Raw genomic sequence first — 18,057 nt, 5'->3', positions numbered from 1 at the left:
ACGATTACAGGCCGCTTTGTTATGTGGTTTTGTTAATAGGGTTTACTTATAGGGTTTTTTCAGGGAAGACAGCGACTTAAGGTTTTATTAATCTTGGCTTTTTAAACTGTATGCATACTGTCTAAGAAAGATTGCTATGCGTCTGGTTGAAACCTTGGAAACCGTGCCGAACAAGGCTGCCGGTAAAGTCGTGCTCAAGCACAGCCTGCCTGAAATAGGCTATGTGTTTGGTGCGGCGGCCTTGTTGACGTTTTGGATTAACAGCCCGTATTGGCTGCGCACTTACCAATTATTGCACCTTACCAGCTTGATGGATGCGGTGTTTATGCTGTCGCAAATGCTGTTGGTATTGGGGGTGACCACGGCGGTGTTGTTGCTGTTTTGCTGGGGACGATTTGCCAAACCGCTGTTGACGCTGTTGTTTGTCATCAGCATTGCCTGCGCGTATTTTTCTTTCAATTATCAGGTTTACATAGACCGGCACATGCTCACCAATGTGATGCGCACCGATGTGCATGAGGCAAAAGATTTGCTGTCTTTGAAGCTGTTGCTGTGGATGGTGGTGTTTTTATTGCCGGCCATGTTGTATGTGTGGGGCGTGGGACGTCGACCAATACAAAAATGGTGGCGCAATCTGAGTTTTCATCTGTTGTTTGCGCTATTGGGTGTGGCCTTGGGTTTGGCTGCCAGTTTGCCGATTTACAAAAACTACGCCAGCTTTTTCCGCAATAACAAGCAAGTGGTGAAAATGCTGGTGCCGTTTAACTTCATTACCGCCAGCGTCGGTTATGCGCAACACCAATACCGCGATGCCCACCAAGTGTATGTGCATGTGGGCATGGATGCCAAACAAGTCAAACCTGCAACGGTGAACAAGCCCACGCTGTTTGTGGTGGTGGTCGGTGAAACCGGTCGCGGTGACCGCTTCTCGCTCAATGGCTATGCGCGCAATACCAATCCTTTATTGAGCAAGCAACAAGGCGTCATCAGCTTTCAAAATGCCCAGTCTTGCGGTACGGCCACCGCCTATTCGGTGCCGTGCATGTTTTCAGATTTGAGTCGTCAAGACATCAACATCGACAATGCACCTATGCGCGACAATTTGCTCGACATCACTCAACGCGCTGGTGTGAAAGTCGAGTGGGTAGACAACAATTCCGGTTGCCAAGAAACGTGTGGTCGGGTGCCAACACAGCAATTGAAACAAGATTGCCCCGAAGGCTTGTGTTACGACGAGCAATTGGTAGGTGCGTTGCAGCAGCGTTTGCAGCAGCCGTTACAGGCCGACCAATTCTTGGTCTTGCACATGAATGGCAGCCATGGTCCGGCTTATTATCAGCGTTATCCTAAGCAATATGAGGTGTTTAAGCCGGCCTGTAACACCAATGAAATCAATACTTGCAGCCAAGAAGCCTTGAACAACGTCTATGACAATACTGTTGTATACACCGATGCGGTATTAAACAGCTTGATCGAAACCTTGAAGCAGCAACAAGATGTGAACACGGCGATGATATACCTGTCTGACCATGGTGAGTCTTTGGGTGAAAAAGGATTGTATTTGCATGGCACACCGTATGCGATTGCGCCGACAGAGCAAACCCATATCCAAATGCTGTTCTGGGCCAATCCGCAGTTTTACCAACAACATGCGGTAAACCCCAGCTGTTTGCAAAACATGGCCAAAAGCCAAGCGGTATCGCAAGACAATTTGTTCCACACGGTATTGGGCGGCCTAAACGTGCACACGCAAGCGTATAGTGGCAAACTGGATGTATTGAATGCGTGTTCACAAGGCAAGGCATAAGGACGGAAGATGAAGGTTTTGTTGGTAGAAGACGATGCTTTATTGCAAAGTGGCATCAAAGAAGCATTGCGCCGTGATGGTTGGTTTTGCGAGGCCACGGCCACGGTGCGCGAGGCCAAACAATGGGTGGATGCCACCGAGTATGCGTTAATTTTATTGGATTTGGGTTTGCCCGATGGCAATGGTTTGGAAGTATTGCAACACCTGCGCGCGCAGCAAAACAGCGTGCCCATCATTATTTTAACCGCTCGCGATGAGGTGCAAGACCGCGTGGCAGGACTGGATGCGGGCGCCGATGATTATTTGGTCAAACCGTTTGCCATCAGCGAATTGCTGGCGCGCATGCGTTCGGTATTGCGCCGCAGTGAGGGGCGCAGCTTGAATTTGCTGCAAAGCGGTAACTTAAGTTTGGATTTGGGACAAAAAACTGTGTATTGGGCCGGTGTGGATTTGAAATTGGCCGGGCGGGAATACGCACTGCTGAACCGCTTGCTGCTGCGCATAGACCAAATTGTTGCGCGCGAACTGTTGCTCAGCGATGTCTACACTTGGAGCGACCAATTGGGCTCCAATACCTTGGAAGTGTATGTGCACCATTTGCGCCAAAAATTGCCAGCAGGGGCAATCGAAACCGTGCGTGGGCAAGGCTATCGCTTGGTGTCCGCATGTTTACACGCAGCTTAAAAGTACGCTTGTTATTGGTGGTGGTCACGGTCTTGGTGCTCACGCAAACCATTACCGCTTTGTGGCTGTGGCACGAAAGCCAAGAACAAGTGGCCATCTTGGTACAGGCCGACTTAAGCGATGCCGAAATCGAAGCCAAAATTGAGCATGAAAAAATGGAATCGGTGCTGGCATTTGTGTTGCCAGCGCTTTTTTGTGTGGGGGTGTCGGTCGGGTTCTTGTATTTCTTGATACGCCGCCTGACTGAGCCTTTAGAGCATTTGGCGCAAGGGGTAAACCAGCGTTCCACCCATGATTTGGCCGTCTTGCCGTTGGAAAAAAACGCCAGTGCCGAAGTGATCACCATCGTCGACAGCACCAATCGCTTGTTGCAGCGCATCGCCTTAGGTCTAGAGCATGAGCGTCGTTTTACCGCCGATGTGGCGCACGAATTGCGCACGCCGCTGGCAGGCATACGCATGCATTTGGAACTGTTGACCTCTGAATCTCCCGAAACCATGACCTTATTGATACGGCGCATCGATGATTTGATGCAATTGACCGACCAATTGCTGCAATTGGCGCGCGCCAGTCAGCAAAGCCGCGCTGGCTTGTTGGGTATGGAGCGCTTGGATGTGGTGGCGCATGTGTGTGTGCCTTTGCAACAAGAATTTGAGTGGTACGATGATATCGAAACCGAGTGGCAGCTGCCCTGCGCTGCGTATTGCGTGGCTTCAGCGCCTTTGCTGCAAATTGCGTTGAAAAACCTGCTCGAAAACGCACGCAAATATGCTGGAGAACGGCCTGTAATCAAAGTGGCGGTGTTGGCTGAGGGCGAGGATTGGGTGGTGCAAGTGAGCGACAATGGGCTGGGAGTGGCGCCAGAATTATTGGGGCAATTGACCGACAGTTTTTTTCGCGCCGACCAAGTCAAACAAGGCTATGGTTTGGGGCTGAGCATCGTCAAACGCATTGCCGATTTGCATCAGGCCGAGTTGAGTTTGCACAATGTGGCCGGTGGCGGTTTGCAAGTGTTGCTTAAGCTTAAGCGAGCAGATGCGCTGCAGTGGCAGGAAGACGATAGTGGCCGGTGATGGCATAGCGGTGCAAGATGTCTTCTTCTTGGGTGCCACGGCCGATGTTGTGAATGATCAGCGGCTCGCCCTTGGCATTGCTTCGGTCTGAGGCGATGCCGATGTGTACCAAACCTTGACCCAAATCCCAAGTGATGATGTCGCCGGCTTGAAACACGCCATTATCGACTTGATAGCCTTGGCGTTCAAAATAGCGGCGGATGTTGGGCACGCGGCGGTGGTCGATATTGGCATCGGCTTGGCTGAGTCCCCACAATTGCGGATAGGCGCTAAACGCGGTGCGCATGTCTTCGTGTATCAATTGCTGCAAGTCTATGTCCAAACTGCGCAGCGCCCGTATCACCACATCGGTACACACGCCCTTGATTAAGGGCACATCGCCATTGGGGTAGGCGATTTCGGTGTAAGCCGGGTCGTAATGCAGCGTCTTGCCGATTTGGCTGCGCGCGGCGGCCACCAGTGGCGGCGAAGCTCGCGCCGCTTGGGTTTGGGCATCGGACGCAGCAGGATGCAGCGGATTGGGCAAAATGATGACATCGCGGCCATGATCGGGGCTGACACTGGGGGCGGTGGTTGCCGCCGGTGTCGGTGCGGCATCTGGCCAAGCTGCCCATATCACCAGACCCAACACGGCGGCTGCAAAAGGGTAGCGCAATTTCATGGGTGACTCCTATGGTGTGGAGGTCTTACCTTAGGCGAAGATGGGCCTTATTGCAATGCCTCGTACACACTGATGCGGCCATCGCGATAGCGGTACAGGTGCGCCGATAAGGCATGTGGCACTTGCTTGACTTGTTCGGCCGCAAATTGTTGTAATACTTCTAGGTCACGGCTGGCATTGCCATCGACGACGATGAATTGGTCGCGGGCAATCAAGGCCAATACCGGCTCGGCCGATAATGCTAATTGCGGCAAAATCGTGTCCAATATTAAGGCCAAACTGGCGTCATAGGTTTGATCTAAGCTGACACGGTGCCAAGTGTCGTCCACCGTTTCGACGCTGACATGCTCACTATAAGCGCGCAAATTCTCCAAAGCCATGTGCAAAGCCGTGTCTTTGCTGCCATCGGGCGTGTGCTCAGCCAAGTCGGCTTCAAACACATAGCCCATTTTATTGGGGTAATCCAGCGCCAATACTGTGACCAAATCCCCTGCGAACGGGAAGGTGACCAAGCGTTGTGGTGGTGCATCGTCTTTGCCTTGCGTGGCGGTCACCCGTTCCACCTCGGCCACCCAGTCTATGTGCTTGATGTTGGGCATCAAGGTAGCGGTTTCTTCTTCGCCGTAATAATAGTCGTAAATATTGTTGAGGATGTTTTGCTTGTACGACTCATAGTCAGCACGGCCTTGGCTGTAACTGGCGTACAAATTGTCGGGATAGACAATATTGCTTTCGGCATTCGGGTATGTAATGTGGATGCTGATTTCGGCGTCGTCATCGGCATCTTTGACTTCCACGCGCGCATCTGGCACGGTTTGCTGAACTTCTTGCGCCAATTGTTCGGTGAATTCGCGTTTCGATAGCTGCTTATGGCCAGCGCTTTGGCCAAACAATTTGGAGAAAAATCCCATACAAAACTCCTTACTTGTGTCGTTCAAAGGCAGTATTCAAGTCTTGGCCACAGTGTGGCTTGGACGGAACTGGCTGCAAGTGTCTGCAAATAATGTGTGTAGGGTTTACAGGCCGCATCTTGGCTTTTCGTGTGTTTGGCTCAGACAATGCGGCCTGTAACAGTGTTTACGGTGTGGGCGCTTGTGTGTAGACAGTGTGGCCATCGGCATCGATTTGGTAATGGCTGCACACGCTGCAACGCGCGCAATCCAAGGCTGGTAAACGCAGAAAATTCGGCGTTTGGATGTAAACGCCATGGAGGGTGTGCGTCGTATCTTGCTGACAGACCGCACAAAAACGGGTTTCGCTCGGATAAATGGGTTCTGACATGGTAAGACTCCTTAGCCATTAAACACGCAACGGGTTAAACCGAAATACTGCGGTATCTTACACCAAAGCTTGGATGGATTTTTTCTTCCATACCCAGTGGTAATACTGGCCTTGCATGATGCACAAACACACAAATGCCAAGGCATACGCCATCCAAATGCCGTGCAAGCCCCAAATGTGGCTAAACCAATACGCGGCCGGCAATTCTATGCCCAAGATGGCGACCATATTGATGAGGGTGGGTATCATCACAGTGCCGCTGGCGCGCATGATGCCGGCAAAAATGCCTGCCGCGCCAAAAAACAACACGCTCCACAAAATGATGTGCAGCAATTCGCCGCCCAGCTCCACCACCGCCGCATCGGTAATGAACAAGGCCATCAAGTTTTCAGAAAACAAATACGCCAACACGATTAAACCGCCGGTGAGGTAGAGGTTCATGCTCAAGGCGGTTAAGGTGACTTTGGCCAAGCGCTGCATTTGTCCCGAGCCTATGGCTTGGGCGGCAAAAATCGACGCCGCAATCGCAATCGACATCGCCGGAAACTGCACATAATTGTTGACTTGGTTGACCGCGCCATAAGCCGCGGTGGCTTGCGGGCCGAAGCCGTTGACCAAGCCGATGATGACCAAACCTGCTAGTGAATTGGTGACCATTTGTATGCCCGTGGGCACGCCCAGCTTGAGGATGAGCGGCGATAAAGTCGGCGAATAGCGTATGCGTGCGCACAAATGGCGGTTAATGCGCAAAATGTGGCGGCGGCGATTGAGGTAGACGGTTAAAAACAACAACACCAACACATAGCCCAATATCGTTGCTACCGCTGGCGCCAAGATGCCCAGTTGCGGCAAGCCCAACCAGCCCTTAATCAGCGCTGGCGTCACGATCAAGCCTATGCCGCTGGTGAGCCCTAAGGCCAATAGCGGCGTTTTGCTGTCGCCCACGCCGCGCAAAATCGAGGTGTAAATGATGTAGACAAACAAGATCGGGCTACCAGCGAGCATGGTTTGCACATACGGCAAGGCCAGTGGAATGAGGCTGGGGTCAGTGTCCAGACCGAGCAAGATGTCTTGCGCGAAATACACGCCGAATGCGGCGATGACGACGCCGCCGATTAAGGTCATGAACAAAGTCGCACCGGTAATTGCTTGCACTTGCTCGTTTTCACCCTTGCCCCAAGCCTGACCGACCAACACGGTGGCGCCAGCCGATAAACCGATGATAAAGGCCAGCAGGCAAAACAAAATCGGGAAAAACACCGAAATGGCCGCAATCGCGTTCACGCCCATCATTTGACCGACAAAAATGGTGTTGATGGTGCCCGACAGCGATTGCAAAATATTGGTGGCGATCAAAGGCAGTAAAAACAGCAAAAATTGCTGCCAAAAAGGGCGCTTGGGATTGAATTTCATGGCGAGGCGGGTTTCCAGTGCAATACTGCTTTGTATCATGGAACGGGCGAATGGTGTGAACACCGACAGGTAAACCTTGATTAAGCCGTTGGCCTAGGATAGGCATCAGTACAGAAGCGGCCTGTAAGTTTAAGAATATTTTAATTTGATGGCTGTCAGAGCAGTGTTTGGGCAGCATAAACCACCACATCAATCGGCGCCTTTAACTGCGCTGCATATTCAATGCGGATAAAAACCAAATCGGTGCTGTCTTTTTCATCCTGTGCAAATGCCAAACGCAGCGTGTGAATACCTGTGAAGACATCATCATAATACCGTTCTTGCCAAGTATCGGTAGCGCTTAAACCCATATGGATGGCGTCTTCATCCCATGTATTTAACGTGTATTGCGCAACATAAGCCAACAACAGCAAAGTAGGCTTAAGTTGGCGCCGTTCGATCCAAACACAGTTTGCATGCTGGCGGGTGGGGTTGTGATGGTGTTGAAGAGCATAGCTGTATGCGGATGGAGTGTAAATATTTGTTTTTAAATGCGCAGTCTGAATATGTCATTGAACTTTTATCCTGTGTGCATCTGTCTAATGGCGGCGTTTTTAACGCATCTGTCTACCAACCAAGGAGCGCACTATGAGCATAGCCAAAATCATTGAAATCAGTTCCAGCAGCAAGAAAAGCTTCGATGATGCCGTGACTTCCGGCATCGCCAAAGCCAGCAAAACCATAGACAACATCGAAGGCGCGTGGGTTAACGAGCAAAAAGTGGTGGTGAAAGACGGCAAAGTGGTGGAATACCGTGTTAATTTGAAAATTACCTTTGTTTTGAAATAAATTAAGTGTTGAAATAAACACAGACACGGCATTACCAGCAATAAGAGGCGGCCTGTAAACCTTGTGCATGAATAAAGCAATGGGTTTACAGGCCGCATTGTGTTGTCTTGAGCATGTTGCTGTTTATGGCAAATACGGCGTGACACTCGCTTGCAGCAGCGCAATCAATTCCTCATCCATAAACGCGTAATCATCGGCGATATCGAGCACGATGATTTTTTTGTGCCCTAAATCGGAGAATTGCTGTTTGATGATGGTTTTGTGCCGCTCTTCCATCACCATCACCATCTCGGCCCAATCCAAATCACGCCGATTCAGGCGATGGCGGGCACTGCTGCTGGTACCGGCCGAACGCGTGCGCACACCCGCATAATCGGCAAAGATTTTCTCGGCAGTGGGGCTGCGCCATTGGTTTTTACTGCACACAAATAAAACATTCATAAGCGGCCTGTAAGGTGGTGACTGACATGCGTTTTGGTTAAACTGGCATGAATCAGATGAGGGGTGGTATGGATGTGTTGTCTTGGGCCTTATTGGCCATAGTGGCGGTTTCGGCTTTGTTGCAAGGCTTGAGCGGTTTTGCGTTTCCGATGTTAATGACGATGTTGCTGACGCTGTTTATGCCGTTTCAAACCGCGGTGGCGTGGACGATTTTACCGTCTTTATTGCTCAATGGGGTGAGTTTGCTGCAAGGTGTGAGCATGACAACGCTGTTCAAGCGTTATGCGCTGTTTGCGATATTGGCGACGTTGGGCAGTTTGCTCGGCGTGTATGTGCTGTTGCTGGTTGAGGCTTTGTGGCTGCAATTGCTGTTGGCAGTGGTGATGATTTGGTATGTGGGGCGGGCATGGTTGAAACCAGCGAGCTTGAACACGCCAGCGATGCCGGCATGGCAGTTTAACAGCTTGGGTTTCTTGGCTGGCGTGGTTGGCAGCGCCACCAATGCGATGGCTCCGATTTTGATGATTGCCTTATTGGCGATGAAAAAAGACCGCCGCGAAACCATACAAGTGGCCAATCTGTGTTTTATTTTGTCCAAGCTGTGTCAACTGGCTGGCTTAGTGGTCGGTGGGCAATGGCTGTTTACTTGGCAAGACGCCGACATGATGCTGGCGGTGTGTGTGGTGGCCTTGCTGTTGTGGTTGGTTGGGTTTAAATGGCAACAGCGTTTGTCGCCGGTGTTGTTTCAAAAAGTGGTGTTGATGATGTTGGCGGCGATGGCGCTGCTGCAATTGTGGCAATCCTTGCCATTATTGTGGTTAAAACTGGCGCATTGACGCCGATGCGCGCACTTATCAACAGCCAACCATGCACAGTTAGTGTGCATAAGGGTGTTGATAACTGTCTCAAGCCTTGAACTTACAAAGAAAAATTGCGCTTGCTGAAATATTAGGCAATGCTGTTGCAGTGCACGCAGATGGAGATTTATCCACAAGGTGTGTGGACATAAAAATGCGGCCTGTAAACAATTTACAGGCCGCTATTGGGATTTAATCAGCAATGATTATTTGTGTGATTCGATGACTTGTAACATTTGTGCCAATACTTTAGGAGGAGCGGCAACAATATTGCCAGTTTGTAACCAAGTTTGTTCACCTTCAAAGTCGGTCACGATGCCGCCCGCTTCTTGCACAATCAAAGAACCGGCAGCGATGTCCCAAGGTTTCAAATTGAATTCAAAGAAACCGTCCAAACGGCCAGCGGCCACATTGCACAAATCCAATGCTGCAGAGCCTTCGCGGCGTGCGCCAGCGGTTTTGCCCAAGAAGTCTTTCAAGATGGCCAAGTATTGGTCCATCATCGATTGGTCTACCACAGGGAAGCCAGTGCCGATTAAGCACTCATTCATTTCTTTGCGTTTGGAAACACGGATGCGGCGGTCGTTGAGTAAAGCGCCTTTGCCTTTAGAAGCGGTGAACAACTCATTGCGTTCTGGGGCGAAGACCAAGGCTTCTTCAACCAAGCCTTTGTGCAAGAATGCGATGGAGATGGCGTACTGACCGTGGCCATGCAAGAAGTTGGTGGTGCCATCCAATGGGTCGATGATCCACTCGTATTCAGCTTTTGCTTTGCCGTGGCTGCCCGATTCTTCGGTGGTGATGCGGTGGTGCGGATAGGCTTCTGACAACACTTCTAAGATGATGCGTTCGGATTCTTTGTCGACTTCTGAAACAAAGTCGTTAAACGCTTTGCTGTCGTAAACCACGGCATCTAAATTGTTAGAAGCGCGGGTCATCATACTGGCAGCGCGGCGAGCGGCTTTCAAGGCCGTGTTCAAAAATGGGGTCATGTTGTGAGTTCCAAAATAATCGGGTGTAGCGTTACAATAGCCTCTTTCGTCGCGGGTGCGACGAGGCGGCAAAGAAAAAGCTGTTAAAGATCGAAATACTATAATTTGGCGCGCATTATAAACGAATTCGCGCCCAACCCCAAGAAGCAAACGACATGGAAAAACCCCAATTACCTGATTTTTTACAGAATATTACCGTGGTGCTGGCGCGCACTTCGCATCCAGCCAACATAGGCTCGGCCGCACGGGCGATGAAGACCATGGGTTTGACCCAATTGGTGTTGGTGGCTCCGAATCTGATTGAAACGCCGATGACGCCGTCTGTGCCGGTGTTTAACCCTGAAGCCGCCGCCGATTTTGTGTTGCCAGAAGAAAGCTTTGTCTTGGCTTCCGGCGCCAAAGATGTGTTGGAAAATGCGCGCATCGTCGCGACTTTACAAGAAGCCTTGGCCGATACCACCATGAGCTGCGCCTTGACCAGCCGCAAACGCGAACTCACCGCCACCATGCACACGCCGCGCGAACTGTGCCCGAGCTTAATCGACGCCGCGCGTCGTGGTGAAAAAGTGGCGTTGGTGTTTGGCAATGAGACGTTTGGCCTCAGCATCGAAGAAGTGATGGCGTGTAACCGCCTCATGACCATCAATGGTAATCCAAATTACTTCTCATTGAATCTGGCGCAAGCGGTGCAAGTGGTGTGTTATGAATTGTTCAGCCATGTCGATGTCAGCATGGACTATTTGCGCCCCGAGCACGAATACGCCACCCATGCGCAAGTCACTGGCATGGTTGGCCATTTACAGGCCGCTATGGACAGAGTGGGTTTCTTCGATCGTCGTCCGCCTGAGCGCTTGATGCGCCGCATGCAAGCGGTGTTTGACCGCGCCCAATTGGAGCGAGAAGAAATCGACATCTTGCGTGGCTTTTTTCACAACGTTGAAAAACAGGTCAAACACGACTGAGAAAGCGGCCTGTAAGACATGAATTACTCATTGGATGCCTTGTGGTGGGAATTGAAAAGCGACGCCGTGCGCGATTTGGCCAGTTTGCTCACCGCGCCATCGTTGTGGCACAGCGGTTGTGAATTGTCGCGGCGCGAACTGATAGGCGACAGCGGCTTTCGCTATTTGCTCGCTTTGGATGCTCAGCCTGCGGCTTTATACCAGTATTTACAGGCCGCCCAACCGCAATCGCACCGCTTGGGCTTTTATGCCGAGCATTTGTTGGCGTTTTGGTTTGCGCACGCGCCGCATTGCCAATTATTAGGTCAGAACATCGTGTTACAAGCCACGGCGCAAACGCCGACTGTGGGCGCGTTGGATTATGTGACGCGCATCAACGATAGGCTGTACCACTTGGAATTAACCTGTAAATACTATGCCCATGTCAGCGCCACACCCGAGGGTTTGCGCGGCATACAAGCCAAAGACACTTTGGCCAGCAAAGCCGCCAAACTCACGCAGCAATTGGCTTTGCATGAACATGGTTTGTTTGCCGCTTGGTGTGAGCTACATCAGATACAGCAAGCGGATTTACAGGCCGCATCGATTGTGCGCGGCATGGGGTTTTGGCAAGGCGATACCGTCGCTGCGCCGATTAATGTGCATGCGTGGCGTGGTGATTACCTTGAAAACCAAGCGGCGTGGCCACACATAGAAGGCTGTCGCTATGCGCCGGTGCCATCGAAGCGCTTGTTGTCGCCGCTGCGTTTGCCGCTTGAGGCGACACTGCCGCACAGTCAAGACGGCAGTGAGAACAGTGTGTGGTGGGCACAATTGCAACTGCGGCCAGATGGGCATTGGCATGAAATCAGCCGTGCGATGTGTTTGCAAAATGCGTAGACGGGTTTCAATTTGATACGATTATGCTAAACTAGCGGACTATTTGTCCTAGCTGTTTTTTGGCATTTTGGCAGAAATAACGGCTGGGCGAGCTTTGATATGCGTCCTGTAAACCGATGCGGGCGTGGTTAAGATTAATTTAAATAACAGATAAGGTTAATGGGTATGGACGTAACAGTAGAAAACTTGGAAGGCTTGAACCGCAAAATCACTTTGGCTTTGCCATGGGAAGGCATCCGTGCTGCAGTAGACAAAAAATTGTCTCAAACCCAACGCAAAGCAAAAGTACAAGGCTTCCGTCCAGGTAAAGCGCCTTTGAAAATGGTTGATGCCATGTACGGTGCTGACATCCGCAACGAAGTGTTGAACGACGCTGTGGTTAAAGCTTTCTACGAAGTGGTTGAAGCTCAAAAATTGCGCGTTGCTGGCTTGCCACGTTTTAACGAAGTGGAAAACCAAGACGACGAAAACACCTTCAAAATTGATGCTCAATTTGAAGTGTTCCCAGAAGTAAAAGTGGGCGATTTGTCTGCTCAAGAAGTGGAAAAAGCCACTACCGAAGTGAGCGATGCTGAAGTTGACAAAACCATCGAAATTTTGCGCGGTCAACGCACCCGTTACAACCATGTTGAACGTGCGGCGCAAAAAGAAGACCGTGTCATCATCGATTTCGCTGGCAAAATTGACGGCGTGGCTTTCGATGGCGGTTCTGCTGAAAACTACCCATTCGTATTGGGTCAAGGTCAAATGTTGCCAGAATTTGAAGCTGGTGTTGAAGGCTTGAAAGAAGGCGAAAGCAAAGACGTAGAAGTGAGCTTCCCAGAAGACTACCACGGTAAAGAAGTGGCCGGTAAAACTGCCGTATTCACCATCACCGTGCGCAATGTTTCTGAAGCGACTTTGCCAGAAGTAAACGAAGAATTTGCCAAACAATTGGGCATCGTTGACGGCGACGTGGCCAAAATGCGCGACGAAGTGAAGAAAAACGTGTCTCGCGAAGTAAACCGTCGCGTGGCTGAGAAAAACAAAGCTGCGGTAATGGACGCTTTGTTGGCCGTGACCGAATTTGATGTGCCTGCTGCGTTGGTACAAGAAGAAACTGGCCGCATGATGCAAGACGCGCGTCAAAACTTCATCAACCAAGGTTTCGATGCCAAACAATTGCCAGAATTGCCTGCTGACATGTTCACTGAACAAGCAACCCGTCGCGTGAAATTGGGCTTGATCTTGGCGCAATTGGTAGAAGAACAACAGTTGCAACCTACCAACGACGACATCCGTGACATCGTGGCCGAATTTGCTGAAAGCTACGAAGATCCAGCGGAAGTGATTGAATGGTATATGGGTGATGCTGAACGTCAACAAGGTCCAGCGGCCTTGGCGACCGAAGCCAAAGTCGTAGAATTCGTTTTGGGTAAAGCCAAAGTGACTGACAAAGTCTTGTCTTTTGACGAAGTAATGGGCAATACTGCTGCTTAATCAGTAACAATACATAAGCACCAAAACAGCAGGTGTTGTTTTGGTGCTTTTTTTGACTATCGTGACAAGAGGTGAGACCTGATGCAACCGACTATTGAGTCTTTGGGCTTAGTGCCTATGGTGGTGGAACAAAGCGGTCGTGGCGAACGCGCTTACGATATTTATTCGCGCTTGTTAAAAGAACGCATTATTTTCATGGTAGGCCCTGTCACCGATGAGAGCGCCAACTTGGTGGTGGCGCAAATGTTGTTTTTGGAAAGTGAAAATCCAGACAAAGACATCTACCTGTACATCAATTCTCCTGGTGGTTCTGTGACCGCAGGTTTGTCGATTTACGACACCATGAATTTCATCAAACCCGATGTTTCGACCTTGTGCTTGGGCCAAGCGGCCAGTATGGGTGCTTTTTTATTGTCTGCCGGTACCAAAGGCAAACGCTTTGCCTTGCCTAACAGCCGCATTATGATCCATCAACCCTTATTGGGTGGTTTGTCAGGTCAGGCTTCAGACATCGAAATTCATGCCAAAGAGCTGATGAAAATCAAGCAAAAATTGAATGAATTGATGGCTGAACACACCGGCAAGCGTTTGGCGCAATTGGAAAAAGACACCGACCGTGATAACTTTATGTCTGCAGACGATGCCCATAAATATGGTTTGATCGATCAAGTGATTAACAGCCGAGATAGCGTAAAAGCATGAGTGATAAATTAAAAGAATGCTCGTTTTGCGGTAAGAACGAAAACGAAGTTCGCAATCTGATTGAAGGTCAGCAAGGTTGCATTTGTAACGAGTGCGTGGCGGCCTGTAGCGTGTTGTTTGAACAGTCTAGCGACGATGATGCCAGCACCGTGACCGAATGGTCAGACGAGGATTTGCCTACGCCAGCGCAAATGGTGGTGAGCCTGAACGATCACGTCATCGGTCAAGATGCGGCCAAGAAATCATTGGCAGTGGCAGTGTACAACCATTACAAACGCTTGCGTTACCCGCATGCCAAACAAGACGAAGTGGAATTGTCGAAAAGCAATATCTTGTTGGTAGGGCCGACTGGTTCGGGTAAAACCTTGCTCGCGCAAACTTTGGCTCGCAAACTCAACGTGCCGTTTGTGATGGCCGATGCCACCACTTTGACCGAAGCCGGTTATGTCGGTGAAGACGTGGAACAAATCATCACCAAATTGCTCAGCAAATGCGATTTCGATGTGGAAAAAGCCCAACGCGGCATTGTTTACATCGATGAAATCGACAAGATTGCGCGCAAAAGCGAAAACCCATCGATTACCCGCGATGTGTCGGGTGAGGGCGTGCAGCAAGCCTTGCTGAAACTGGTGGAAGGTACAGTTGCGTCTGTGCCGCCACAAGGTGGCCGCAAACATCCTAATCAAGAGTTTATCGAAGTCGATACCACCAATATCTTGTTTGTGTGTGGCGGTGCGTTTGATGGTTTGGACAAAATCATCCGCCGTCGCTCTGAAAAAGGTGGCATTGGTTTTGGCGCCGAAGTGGTCAGCAAAGACGAAAGCAAATCGGTAGGCGAATTGTTTAAAAACGTTGAGCCTGAAGATTTGATTAAATTCGGTTTAATCCCTGAGTTAATCGGTCGTTTGCCTGTCATCACCACTTTGAACGAATTGGACGAAGCGGCGATGATAGAAATCTTGACCGAGCCGAAAAATGCCTTGGTGAAACAATACCAAGTGTTGTTTGGCATGGAAGGGGTGGAATTGGAATTCTTGCCATCGGCTTTGCGCTCGATTGCCAAATTGGCCTTGGCGCGCAAAACCGGCGCACGCGGTTTGCGTTCCATCATGGAATCGGTCTTGCTCGAAACCATGTATTTGTTGCCCGACTTGAAACACGAGGGCTTGAAAAAAGTCATCGTGAACCAAGCTGTTATCGACGACGCTGCCAAACCTGAGTTGGTTTACGATGGTGAAACCAAACCCAAACGCAAAGCCAGCAGCAAAAAAGCCGCCAGCTAAGTTTTGCTTGATAAATCAAAACGCCACTGTGTCTGACAGTGGCGTTTTTTGTTTGATTTTTAGGCTGGCACGCAATACAACTCACTTATATGATGGATAAGCGGCCTGTAAACATCAGTGAGGATGGTATGCATGAATGCTTTGGACAGTGTGGGTAAGTTGGCGCAGCAGTATGGATTTGAATATTTCCCCGTGCGCGGCAGTCATTATTGGGTGCGTGATGCCGCCACTGTGGGCTTAAAACAGAAAATCATCTTGAGCGAGTTTGAACAACGCTGGCAGGTGTCGCTGGGCACAGGCTTTGATGTGCATGCCTAGTGGCGGGTGTTGGCACAGCAGAATTTAGCGCATGAGTATGCTGAAGATATTGAGTTGTGGTCGCTGTTGCGGCAAGAATATGGTTGGGACGACGCAGATGAAGCGATGAATGAAGACGGTGATGAATATGTGGACGATGGTTTGGGCATGTTTTTGCACATTCAATCGGTAGAACCATTGCCTGATGGTGGTCTGCGCCCGATTGGAGTGGGGGCCAAGAAATTGTACAGCTTACAGGCCGCAACAGACTTATTGGCCGACTTTGAACATGTCTTTGTGCCTTGGTTTGCACAGCGTCAACAGGTCGCTGCTTTGATAACTCTGATTCAACAAGGTGATACCGCGATGGTGGCAGAGTTGACACGCCGTTTTGCATCAAAGCGGCGCTGGTTTTGGCAGCAACAGCCGTTAGCTAACACCGATTATGAATCAATGATGTTTGCCTTGGACTCAGCGCTGGCGCAGTTATTGCAAGGGCTGTTGTGGTATTGCAATGGTCATAGGGTGCAAGGACGAGCCGCTTTGTTGCAGTATCAACATATGCGGCAACAAGCCGGCCACCAAGTATCTGAATGCGGCCTGTAAAGCTTGAGTTGAGGAGATGAGTATGGGCAATCCTGTCAGACGCAATCGCAATATTGGTACCAAGAAGCAAGGCCACGGGCAAAACAATCGCTTGACCATCCATGATTGGTGTAAGAGCAGCAGTGACAGCCGTGCTTTTTATGAGCGTTTGGGCAAATATCGCAAAGAAAAGCACACCATCAATGGGCATGAGTTTGTGTTTGTGCTTGAGGAAACCACGGCAGGATTTTGTCATGTGTGTTCGGTCGCCGATGTGGTGTATATCTTGTCCCACCTTCCTGCCAGCGACTATGGTGAGTTGAAATGGGTCATCTTCAGACAGCCCAAGCGCAAAGAAGTCATTTTAGAACCTGTGTGGGGCAGGTTGCTTTATTCTTATGAGTTTGAGGGCGCGTATTTCCCTGCCATCATTTTAGAAGCGGTTGATTTAAATTCTAGCATCCGCTGGCGCCGAAAATTGGTGCTTGATGACCAAGTGGAAATGCAGCGTCTGATTGCCGATGGCCATGAATTCACAGCAGACAAACGCGGTTTGCGTGCGAACATGACAGCTAAGTATGCCCGTGCCACACAGTTATACCGCACATTGCCACACGAGTTAGGCCATTATGTGCAGTATTTGCAAGTGGTGGGGCCATCAGAATACCCTGAGGATGACGCTGCATATGAACTGGCGATGCAGCAAGAAGAAGAGCGTTATGAGCAATATTGTCAAATTCCCACAGCTGAAAAAGAGAAGTTTGCCCATCGCTACGCCGATGAATTTAAGGCCAAACTGGAGGCAGAGCATCTCATTCCATTTGCACCATTAGTTTGATGGTGAAACAGCATTACAGGCCGCATGCTTCATATGAAGCGGCCTGTAAACCCAAAAAACAAGTCCTACACATAAATAAGTATACGGCTATTAATAGACAGGGAGACGCATGAACAGCGCAGACAGTGTTACCGCTTTGGCCGAACAATACGGCTTTCAGGTTTATCCGGTGCGAGGGCAGCAGGTATTGGTGACGGAGCATCGTGACCATGCTTATCGTGTGCATCCTGTGACAAAAAATTTTTATTTGGTGCGCACGGCGGCGGTGGCGGGGGTGAAACAGTCTTTATTGTTGACCGAATTTGAGCAGCAATGGCATGTGTCGCTTGGTGTGGGCGTGGATTTGCGCTGCTTGTGGGCATGGTTGGCCGAACAAGCGCATGACGATGCTGAGGTGGCGGATGTGTGTGCATTTTTGCAGCAGCATCACAGTTGGGATGAGGATGAGGTGGACGATGGTTTGGGCGATTATGTGCCGATTCAAGAGGTGGAGCCTGTGTCTGATGGTCTTTTGCGTCCTGTCGGGGTCGGTGAGATGAAATTGTATGATTTACAGGCCGTATCTGGATTGTTGGCTGACTTTGAACAGGTGTTTTTGCCGTGGTTTGCCAGCAGAGACAGTGTAGACACCTTATTGCAATTGATTGCTCATGGCGATGAGGCGATGATGGCGGCGCTGCGATTGGCGCATGAGCTGCAGCAACGCTGGTATTGGAAGCGCCCAGCGCCTGCGTATTTGGCATACGATTCGGTGATGTTTGCCTTGGGTGCGCCGATTGCGGATTTGTTACAAGGTGTGTTGTTGTATGCTCAGGATGAGCGCGAGCAAGGTTGGGCAGCGCTCAAGCGGTATCAACAAGTATTGTTGGCGAAGCGACAAAAATTCGGCTCCATGTGGCCTGTAACAGAATAGACAGCAAAAGCAAACACTTCCAAGGCATATGGGTGTATTGCACCATCAGGGCTTGAATTTTATCCAATGATACCCATTTGCA

At 50.2% G+C, this 18,057-nt stretch carries 21 protein-coding genes; 14 read left to right on the top strand and 7 right to left on the bottom strand.

Features of this window, described 5'->3' with window-relative positions; translation table 11 throughout:
- Positions 1-136: 136 nt before the first annotated feature.
- Genes BN3003_RS17610 through BN3003_RS17600 form a run of 3 tightly spaced genes read left to right on the top strand, consistent with a single transcriptional unit; the run spans position 137 to position 3,564 of the window.
- Positions 137-1,807, top strand: a complete 1,671-nt coding sequence (locus BN3003_RS17610) for a phosphoethanolamine transferase (RefSeq protein WP_058357920.1) — start codon at positions 137-139, stop codon at positions 1,805-1,807.
- Positions 1,808-1,816: 9 nt separating this feature from the next.
- Positions 1,817-2,491 carry a response regulator gene (locus BN3003_RS17605; RefSeq protein WP_058357919.1) on the top strand — a complete coding sequence of 225 codons (675 nt, stop codon included), beginning with the start codon at positions 1,817-1,819 and terminating at the stop codon, positions 2,489-2,491.
- On the top strand, positions 2,473-3,564 hold the full coding sequence (locus tag BN3003_RS17600) for an ATP-binding protein (RefSeq protein ID WP_058357918.1): 1,092 nt from the start codon (positions 2,473-2,475) through the stop codon (positions 3,562-3,564). Before BN3003_RS17605 ends, BN3003_RS17600 begins: the two co-directional genes overlap by 19 nt.
- Here BN3003_RS17600 and BN3003_RS17595 read toward each other — a convergent pair.
- The 5 genes from BN3003_RS17595 to BN3003_RS17575 form a co-directional block, all read right to left on the bottom strand.
- On the bottom strand, positions 3,515-4,225 hold the full coding sequence (locus tag BN3003_RS17595) for a DUF1287 domain-containing protein (RefSeq protein WP_082625718.1): 711 nt from the start codon (positions 4,223-4,225) through the stop codon (positions 3,515-3,517). The two genes, BN3003_RS17600 and BN3003_RS17595, sit on opposite strands and share 50 nt — an antisense overlap.
- Positions 4,226-4,272: 47 nt before the next feature.
- Positions 4,273-5,136: a DUF1444 domain-containing protein gene (locus BN3003_RS17590; protein ID WP_058357917.1), complete on the bottom strand. Its 864-nt coding sequence runs from the start codon at positions 5,134-5,136 to the stop codon at positions 4,273-4,275.
- A gap of 166 nt (positions 5,137-5,302) precedes the next feature.
- Entirely contained in the window at positions 5,303-5,506 is a 204-nt protein-coding gene (locus tag BN3003_RS17585; protein WP_058357916.1) for a hypothetical protein, read from the bottom strand.
- 57 nt (positions 5,507-5,563) lie between these two features.
- Positions 5,564-6,982, bottom strand: coding sequence for an MATE family efflux transporter (locus BN3003_RS17580; protein WP_234333114.1), 1,419 nt, complete (start codon positions 6,980-6,982; stop codon positions 5,564-5,566).
- A gap of 92 nt (positions 6,983-7,074) precedes the next feature.
- Entirely contained in the window at positions 7,075-7,326 is a 252-nt protein-coding gene (locus tag BN3003_RS17575; RefSeq protein WP_147645462.1) for a hypothetical protein, read from the bottom strand.
- A 220-nt stretch (positions 7,327-7,546) separates the two neighbouring features.
- On the opposite strand from BN3003_RS17575, the gene BN3003_RS17570 reads away from it, so the two are divergent.
- The gene (locus BN3003_RS17570; RefSeq protein ID WP_058357913.1) at positions 7,547-7,747 is read left to right on the top strand and encodes a dodecin family protein; all 201 of its coding nucleotides are present in this window, start codon (positions 7,547-7,549) and stop codon (positions 7,745-7,747) included.
- A gap of 123 nt (positions 7,748-7,870) precedes the next feature.
- Here BN3003_RS17570 and BN3003_RS17565 read toward each other — a convergent pair whose 3' ends face one another.
- Entirely contained in the window at positions 7,871-8,188 is a 318-nt protein-coding gene (locus BN3003_RS17565; RefSeq protein ID WP_058357912.1) for a low molecular weight protein tyrosine phosphatase family protein, read from the bottom strand.
- A 68-nt stretch (positions 8,189-8,256) separates the two neighbouring features.
- Between BN3003_RS17565 and BN3003_RS17560 the strand changes: the two genes are divergently transcribed.
- A complete protein-coding gene (locus BN3003_RS17560) occupies positions 8,257-9,024 on the top strand; it encodes a sulfite exporter TauE/SafE family protein (protein ID WP_058357911.1) in 768 nt (255 codons plus the stop codon).
- A 227-nt stretch (positions 9,025-9,251) separates the two neighbouring features.
- Here BN3003_RS17560 and BN3003_RS17555 read toward each other — a convergent pair whose 3' ends face one another.
- Positions 9,252-10,037: an inositol monophosphatase family protein gene (locus BN3003_RS17555; protein WP_058357910.1), complete on the bottom strand. Its 786-nt coding sequence runs from the start codon at positions 10,035-10,037 to the stop codon at positions 9,252-9,254.
- Between the two features lie 155 nt (positions 10,038-10,192).
- Between BN3003_RS17555 and BN3003_RS17550 the strand changes: the two genes are divergently transcribed.
- The 9 genes from BN3003_RS17550 to BN3003_RS17510 all read left to right on the top strand — a co-directional run bounded on the left by BN3003_RS17550 (position 10,193) and on the right by BN3003_RS17510 (position 17,975).
- Positions 10,193-10,999: an RNA methyltransferase gene (locus BN3003_RS17550; protein WP_058357909.1), complete on the top strand. Its 807-nt coding sequence runs from the start codon at positions 10,193-10,195 to the stop codon at positions 10,997-10,999.
- An 18-nt stretch (positions 11,000-11,017) separates the two neighbouring features.
- Positions 11,018-11,878 carry a DUF1853 family protein gene (locus BN3003_RS17545; RefSeq protein WP_058357908.1) on the top strand — a complete coding sequence of 287 codons (861 nt, stop codon included), beginning with the start codon at positions 11,018-11,020 and terminating at the stop codon, positions 11,876-11,878.
- A gap of 165 nt (positions 11,879-12,043) precedes the next feature.
- Positions 12,044-13,357, top strand: coding sequence for a trigger factor (gene tig, locus BN3003_RS17540; protein ID WP_058357907.1), 1,314 nt, complete (start codon positions 12,044-12,046; stop codon positions 13,355-13,357).
- A gap of 81 nt (positions 13,358-13,438) precedes the next feature.
- Positions 13,439-14,059: an ATP-dependent Clp endopeptidase proteolytic subunit ClpP gene (clpP, locus tag BN3003_RS17535; protein WP_058357906.1), complete on the top strand. Its 621-nt coding sequence runs from the start codon at positions 13,439-13,441 to the stop codon at positions 14,057-14,059.
- A complete protein-coding gene (gene clpX, locus BN3003_RS17530; RefSeq protein WP_058357905.1) occupies positions 14,056-15,342 on the top strand; it encodes an ATP-dependent Clp protease ATP-binding subunit ClpX in 1,287 nt (428 codons plus the stop codon). Before clpP ends, clpX begins: the two co-directional genes overlap by 4 nt.
- Positions 15,343-15,474: 132 nt before the next feature.
- Positions 15,475-15,660 (top strand): hypothetical protein, encoded by a 186-nt coding sequence (locus BN3003_RS17525; protein ID WP_058357904.1) that lies wholly within the window; start codon positions 15,475-15,477, stop codon positions 15,658-15,660.
- 9 nt (positions 15,661-15,669) lie between these two features.
- The gene (locus tag BN3003_RS17520) at positions 15,670-16,245 is read left to right on the top strand and encodes a hypothetical protein (protein ID WP_147645461.1); all 576 of its coding nucleotides are present in this window, start codon (positions 15,670-15,672) and stop codon (positions 16,243-16,245) included.
- Between the two features lie 22 nt (positions 16,246-16,267).
- Positions 16,268-17,062: a hypothetical protein gene (locus tag BN3003_RS17515; RefSeq protein ID WP_058357902.1), complete on the top strand. Its 795-nt coding sequence runs from the start codon at positions 16,268-16,270 to the stop codon at positions 17,060-17,062.
- A gap of 109 nt (positions 17,063-17,171) precedes the next feature.
- Positions 17,172-17,975 carry a hypothetical protein gene (locus BN3003_RS17510; RefSeq protein WP_058357901.1) on the top strand — a complete coding sequence of 268 codons (804 nt, stop codon included), beginning with the start codon at positions 17,172-17,174 and terminating at the stop codon, positions 17,973-17,975.
- Positions 17,976-18,057: the final 82 nt, after the last annotated feature.

The organism is Vitreoscilla massiliensis (genome assembly GCF_001457815.1).
In the GTDB taxonomy this organism is placed as follows: Bacteria; Pseudomonadota; Gammaproteobacteria; order Burkholderiales; family Neisseriaceae; genus Vitreoscilla; species Vitreoscilla massiliensis.
Note: the sequence above shows the minus strand (reverse complement) of the source record. Positions and strands in the feature narration are given on the sequence as shown.